A 5,940-nucleotide genomic window follows, 5' to 3' on the forward strand; every position below is an offset into this window, starting at 1 on the left:
CTAGCCTTGTTGGTTTCGGTTCAAGCACGGTGGTCAATTTCCCCACAAACTTCCAGTTCAATATTGCAAATGCCGCAGGTACATCAACAGGAACTAATGATGTAACTCTGGCGTTTGACATAAATGGTGTGACAGTTACGGGTATTGTGGTACCAGTAAGCTACAGCGTTACAACTATTTCTGTTGCCTTTACAGGAGCAACCATTCCATTTACGGCGGGTGATAAAAACTTTAGTTTTCGTTTCTCGGGTAATAATAGTGTTCCTGCAACAGGGTCAGCGCAAAACGTAAACTTGCCAGGAGTACTAACGCTTGTTAGCGCTTCAGCAGCTCCAGAGCCGGGAACCCTCGCACTCTTTGGCCTTGGAGTTGCACCTATCGCTGTTGCGATCCGTCGCCGCCGGAAATAAGCTAAAGCTTCTTTCATTTCTCTCAAAAGCCGAGTGTTTTGCACTCGGCTTTTTTGTGCATTTTATGATCTCTGTTAATCCACAAGAACTTAATCTAATTGCCACGCTGTTCTCAGGTCAAATGTTCCGCTGGCAGCTTGATGAAGAAGGCTGGTGTATGGGAGCTGTGGGAGAGCATGTCCTTCGGCTAAGGCAGCAAGGGCGCCTTGTGGAGTTTACAGGAGCCGACGAGAGTTTTGTGCGCTCTTTTCTTCGTCTCGACGATCTCTCTCTGACAGAACAAGCGCGTCGTTGGTGCGCCCTTGATCCCCTCTTTGCCAAAGCCTGGGAGGGCCAGTCGGGCTTGCGAATCCTACGGCAAGACCCCCAGGAGTGCTTTTTTTCGTTTCTCTGCGCCGCGGTCGCTCCCATTGCCCGTATTCGCAAGATGCTGGAGGCCGTCTGCGACGAAGCGACAGGTGACCCGTTTGGGCAGTTCCCAACTCTGGAGCAGCTGCTCACTCTTAGGGAGAGCCGCCTGAGGGAGCGTGGGCTTGGCTTTCGGGCGGAGCGCGTGGTGCTCGCCGCCCGTAAGCTCGCTGAAAAGCCCGACGGCTGGCTGGAGTCGCTTCGGGGAAGACCTCTTGTGGAAATTGAGGCAGAGCTGACGCAGTTTCCGGGAATTGGCCGCAAGATCGCCGATTGCATTGCGCTGTTCTCGCTCGATGCCGATTCAGCGGTACCCGTGGATACGCACATCTGGCGCATCACGAAAACACACTACGCCCCCGAGCTTTCCGCGCTCTCGCTCACACCTGCAAACTACGAGCGGGCGAGTGCTGCCTTTCAGCGCAAGTTCGGACCCTACGCAGGCTGGGCACAGCAGACACTCTTCTATCAGCAGGCGGTAAAATAGATCACCCCCGCTCTAACCGGGGGGAGCTAATTATGGATATTTTTCTCTACAACACCCTCAGCCGCACCAAAGAGCGCCTTGTGCCTCTTGTTCCTGGACAGATCGGAATCTACACGTGTGGGCCGACGGTCTACAACTACGCGCATATTGGGAACTTACGCACGTTTCTTTTTGAGGACTTGCTGGTGCGAATGCTGCGGCTCTGCGGCCTGAACACCACGTGGGTGATGAATATCACCGATGTGGGTCATCTGACCAGCGATGAGGATCAGGGCGATGATAAGATGGCCATCGCAGCTCAGCGTGAAGGAAAAGATCCTTGGGCGATTGCGGAGTTCTATACTCAGGCATTTCTCAGCGACATTGACCAGCTTAATATCGCCCGCCCCGACTTTCTCCCCCGCGCCACAGATCATATCCAAGAGATGATCGCAATCAATAGAACGCTAGAGGAGAAAGGCTACACCTACACCACACCCGAGGCGCTGTACTTCGACACCAGCAAGTTCTCTGACTACGGAAAGCTCGCTCGCTTAAGATTAGATGAGCTAAAAGTGGCGGCCCGCGACGATGTGAATGTGGATCGTGGCAAGCGTGGCCCTGCCGACTTTGTGCTCTGGTTCTCTAACAAGCCCAATCACATCATGAAGTGGGAGTCGCCTTGGGGCGTAGGCTACCCTGGCTGGCATATCGAATGCTCCGCGATGAGCATGAAGTATCTGGGGGAGACCTTTGATATTCACTGCGGGGGTAACGATCATATCAATATCCACCACACCAACGAAATTGCCCAGTCCGAGTGCTGCACGGGGCACACGTTCGCCAATATCTGGATGCATACCGCATTTCTCACCCTGGGCCGCGACAAGATGAGCAAGAGCAGCGGAGGCTTTCTCACCGTCAAGGTTCTCACAGACTCCGGCTACGATCCGCTGGCCTACCGCTATCTCTGCCTGCAAGCGCACTACCGAAGCGAGCTGGAGCTGAAGTGGATCTGGGACGACGAGAGCGCAAAGACAGGACATGCGGCGAACCTAGACACAGCAGCAGCGACCCTTAAGCGCCTCTACGAGCGTGTGGCACGGGCAGACGACGAACCACTGTCGATCCAAGTTGCCTTCGATGCCGCCGTTGTGGATGTTTTTGGAGCCCTCGCCGACGACCTCAATGTCCCCCGCGCCGTTGGTCTGCTGCACTCCTACGACTCCCCGCGCCTCTGGAGGCACTTCGATGCGGTTCTGGGGCTAAAGCTTGAAGAGCGCGCAGTCAAGACCGAAGAAGTGGCCGTAGACGTGCCGGAAGACATCCAGGCACTCGTGGACGAGCGCCAAGCCGCCCGCAAGGCCAAGGACTTCGCACGCTCCGACGTGATCCGCACCCAGCTCGCCGAGCTCGGCTGGGAGCTCGGCGACACGCCACAGGGCGCGAAAGTCACACGCAAATGAGCCCCTTAAGTGTAGAGCAACGAGCTGCCTTCGACCGCGATGGCTTTTTGCTTATCCCTGGCCTCATCCCTGACGAAATCGCCGCCAGAGCCGAGGCCGCAGTCTGGGAGAAGCTCGAAGCCGATCCATCTGATCCGAGCACCTGGGAAGGTAAGCCCGTCGGCTCGGGCCACGACTCGCCTAATGTCACTGCGATCTTCACGCTTGAGATGGCGCGGCTCGTAGACGAGCTTTGTGGTGAGACTCAGCCAGACTGGCAAGCGCCACGCTCTGCATTTGCCATCAATATCTTTCCTCAGGCGGGGCCATGGGCGCACCACGGGCCGCACATTGACCACGCACTGGAAAGGGATAACTTTCAGGTCTTTCCACGACCAATGCGCCTCGCTTCTCTTCTCTATCTCACGGACTGCAAGCGCGAGGGTGCTCCGACTGTGGTCTGGCCCGGCTCGCACAAGAAAATTGAGGCGTTTGCCAAGAGCGATCCTGAGCGCTTTAAGCGTATGTTCACACTCAACAACGCACTAGGAGAGCTGGATCTGGGCGAGGGAATTCAAGTCGAGGGCAGGCGCGGCGATGTCTTGTTTTACCACTATCTTTGCGCCCACTCCGGCAGCCGCAACACCCGCGACTACCCGCGCTTTGCCATTGCCCATAAGTGGTAAATAAACAATGAAGCAAACCGACGAAGAACAGATGTCTGGGCTAGTCGCCTTCGCATCCCAGCAAACGAACCCATTTGGTGCTCGGATCGTCCGCACTGCCACGGGCGAAGTCTTAATCGAGGTTGCGAACCGGGTAAGTGAAGACATAGACCCCTCTGCCCATGCGGAGCTTCGCGCCGTGCGCCTTGCCTGCCAGAAGTTAGAGAGCCTCTCACTAGCAGGCTATACGCTCTACACGACCTGCGAACCCTGCCCCATGTGCATGGCAAGTGCTCTCTGGGCACGCCTGGATCGGGTTGTCTATGGGGCGACAATCGACGATGCCGCCAAGCACTGCTCTCAGATCTATGTCTTCGCACAAGAGCTCACCCAGCGCAGTGACTTTACGACCGTGGTGCATGGCCCCTGCCTGCGCCCCGAGTGCTACGCTCTCTTTACCCGGCTCATGCCTGCATAAGAGTTATCCACAGCTTGTGGATAACCTGTGGATAACTCGCTCAGATACGGGCGAAACGACTCTCTAGTGCGGCGGATTCCGTGGCAACTTGAGTGGCGCGAATCTCGATATCGGGCTCCTCTTCAAACGGAAGAAGGCTGGCAAGGCGCTCTAGCTCTGCACGAAGCTCGGTGTAGATCGCTTCCGCCTCGGTCTTTGTTTTGCGACCGACGGTGAGAAAGAGCCAGCCGCCGTAGAGCTGTGCCGTGACATAGAAAAGAGGGTCGTCTATACCTTTCTGCTCCAGCGTGATACGCGCTTGCGCATCTTCGGGCTCCAGCGGGTCGCCTAGCTCTTCATCGCGCTGGATATAGCCACCCTCAATCCCCGGCCTCCCCAGGTTACGCCCACCCTCAGTGGAGTACCAAAGGCTCTCCGTAAGTTCATCGTCTTCCATGTCTTCCATCTGCCGCTAGTCTATCACTCAGATCCATTATTTGCGGCGATGGCCCTGGTTCTCAAACCAGTCTTTCAGGTTGAAGAGCCACTGTGTCAAGCGATTCGCATCGTAGCTGAAGAACCACCACCAGCGGGAGCGTCCCCCATCTGTATCAAGGAGGGGGCCTTCATCGTGCAACGTGCTACTCTCGCCATCTTCCCAGCTCACCGGACGGCGCCACCAGAACAGAAGCGCGAGCACTGCCACCGTTGCCAGACCGATCGCTATCCAGAAACTTGTCATGGCCTATTTTACCAGCGCCAGAACTTGAGTGAGAGAGTATCGCAAAACCAGCGGAGCCAGGAGAAAGCGGAGCCAGGAGAACTCGACCGTGAGACGCTCCCCATGATCCACCATCGGGCCTTCGCCATCGCGCCAGTGCGGCGGCGTCAAGAGCCAGCGCAAGACGACAAACAAGAGCCATACGATCACGCACACGCGGATCGCGCCCCAGAGCACAAAGGCATATCGGTTACGGCTCCGAAGACATTTCACCAAAAATATGGGCGTAGCGGGTGGGGTTCTGGAAAATTTTCTGAAAGAGTCGCATGAGCTGCGCACCGTGGGCACCATCGGCATAGCGGTGGTCGAAGGTAAAGCTAATGGTCATGCACTCGGCAATAATAATCTGATCCTTCTCCACAATCGGCTTCTTGACGGTCTTGCCCATCCCTACCATCAAGGGGCAGCGGCAGTACGGCGAGAGCGGCACCAAGCCATTTTCCAGTCCGAGCGGCCCGAAGTTGGAGATCACAAAAGAGCCAAACCGATCATCAGGAATCCCAAAAGCGCGGAGTGAGAGATTGAGGGTGTACTGAAAGAAGCTCTGGGTGCGCATCAGGATGCGAAGAGGCAGAGCGGGAAGGCTCGCCACCACTTTGTCCGTGCGAGCAGTCACTTCGTCGGTGCCCTTACGGAGCGCCTCAACCGCCTCCTGAGAAACTTTTGCCAGCTCCCCAAGGCTCGCACGCCCAACATCAGGCAGGGTGAACCCCGAGAGATCGAGCGAGCCCTCCCCTTTGAGCAGCGTGGTGACGTAGGCATCGGTGCGCTCACGACGATACAGATTCCCCTGGCGCAGAATATGATTGAGCTCTGGGTTCTTCTCCAGACAGTGCGCCAGAATCTTAGCCACAAAGTGTGTCATCGTCGGACGCACCTCTGAGACATAGCTCTTCAGAAATGCCTCCGCATCTGCGACGGGCAGGTCCACCCAAGCATAGGTGCTCGGATCCACCGGACGGTTCCAGCTCGAAATCGCGATCTTGCGGTAAGTGGTCAAGCGCTGCGTCGCGCCAAGCTTCAAGTGTTTCATAGCGCCTATAGTAACGCAAAATGTTGTTGTATAGCGCAGGGCTTTTGGCTCAATTTATCAGGACAATAGTCCCAGACGATACAGTCCTGCCTAAAAAAAAGTCCGCAGGGGAGTCTGTCACGCACTAGGAACGGGACTCGGGGAAAGTGGCGTGATACTGCCACAGCAAAGGCAAGTGCGGGAGGTTTTTCTTTGCTTTCTAGCAGACCCTGATGCCTACGTGCGGGAGTGGGCAGCGTTCTATATCCACTGCGAGCGCAGTAGCCTCGACTCCC

Annotated in this window: 9 protein-coding genes; 5 read left to right on the forward strand and 4 right to left on the reverse strand. The window is 56.4% G+C overall.

What is annotated here, in order from left to right:
• From AC1XOS_RS18685 to AC1XOS_RS18705, 5 genes are all read left to right on the forward strand, one after another.
• Window positions 1–410 (forward strand): PEP-CTERM sorting domain-containing protein (locus AC1XOS_RS18685; protein WP_481963732.1); only part of this gene is annotated, 410 nt, incomplete at its 5' end.
• Between the two features lie 64 nt (window positions 411–474).
• Window positions 475–1,305 carry a DNA glycosylase gene (locus AC1XOS_RS18690; protein ID WP_481963733.1) on the forward strand — a complete coding sequence of 277 codons (831 nt, stop codon included), beginning with the start codon at window positions 475–477 and terminating at the stop codon, window positions 1,303–1,305.
• A 32-nt stretch (window positions 1,306–1,337) separates the two neighbouring features.
• Window positions 1,338–2,750, forward strand: coding sequence for a cysteine--tRNA ligase (gene cysS / locus AC1XOS_RS18695; protein ID WP_481963734.1), 1,413 nt, complete (start codon window positions 1,338–1,340; stop codon window positions 2,748–2,750).
• On the forward strand, window positions 2,747–3,415 hold the full coding sequence (locus AC1XOS_RS18700; RefSeq protein ID WP_481963735.1) for a phytanoyl-CoA dioxygenase family protein: 669 nt from the start codon (window positions 2,747–2,749) through the stop codon (window positions 3,413–3,415). The genes cysS and AC1XOS_RS18700 overlap by 4 nt, the downstream gene beginning before the upstream one ends.
• Before the next feature lie 7 nt (window positions 3,416–3,422).
• A complete protein-coding gene (locus AC1XOS_RS18705; RefSeq protein WP_481963736.1) occupies window positions 3,423–3,872 on the forward strand; it encodes a nucleoside deaminase in 450 nt (149 codons plus the stop codon).
• A 40-nt stretch (window positions 3,873–3,912) separates the two neighbouring features.
• Here AC1XOS_RS18705 and AC1XOS_RS18710 read toward each other — a convergent pair whose 3' ends face one another.
• Genes AC1XOS_RS18710 through AC1XOS_RS18725 form a run of 4 tightly spaced genes read right to left on the reverse strand, consistent with a single transcriptional unit; the run spans window position 3,913 to window position 5,665 of the window.
• Entirely contained in the window at window positions 3,913–4,317 is a 405-nt protein-coding gene (locus tag AC1XOS_RS18710) for a hypothetical protein (RefSeq protein ID WP_481963737.1), read from the reverse strand.
• A 27-nt stretch (window positions 4,318–4,344) separates the two neighbouring features.
• A complete protein-coding gene (locus AC1XOS_RS18715) occupies window positions 4,345–4,593 on the reverse strand; it encodes a hypothetical protein (RefSeq protein ID WP_481963738.1) in 249 nt (82 codons plus the stop codon).
• Window positions 4,594–4,596: 3 nt separating this feature from the next.
• A complete protein-coding gene (locus tag AC1XOS_RS18720) occupies window positions 4,597–4,788 on the reverse strand; it encodes a hypothetical protein (protein WP_481963739.1) in 192 nt (63 codons plus the stop codon).
• Between the two features lie 34 nt (window positions 4,789–4,822).
• Window positions 4,823–5,665 carry a 2-oxo acid dehydrogenase subunit E2 gene (locus tag AC1XOS_RS18725; RefSeq protein WP_481963740.1) on the reverse strand — a complete coding sequence of 281 codons (843 nt, stop codon included), beginning with the start codon at window positions 5,663–5,665 and terminating at the stop codon, window positions 4,823–4,825.
• Between the last annotated feature and the right edge of the window lie 275 nt (window positions 5,666–5,940).

It is taken from the genome of Armatimonas sp., assembly GCF_964826245.1.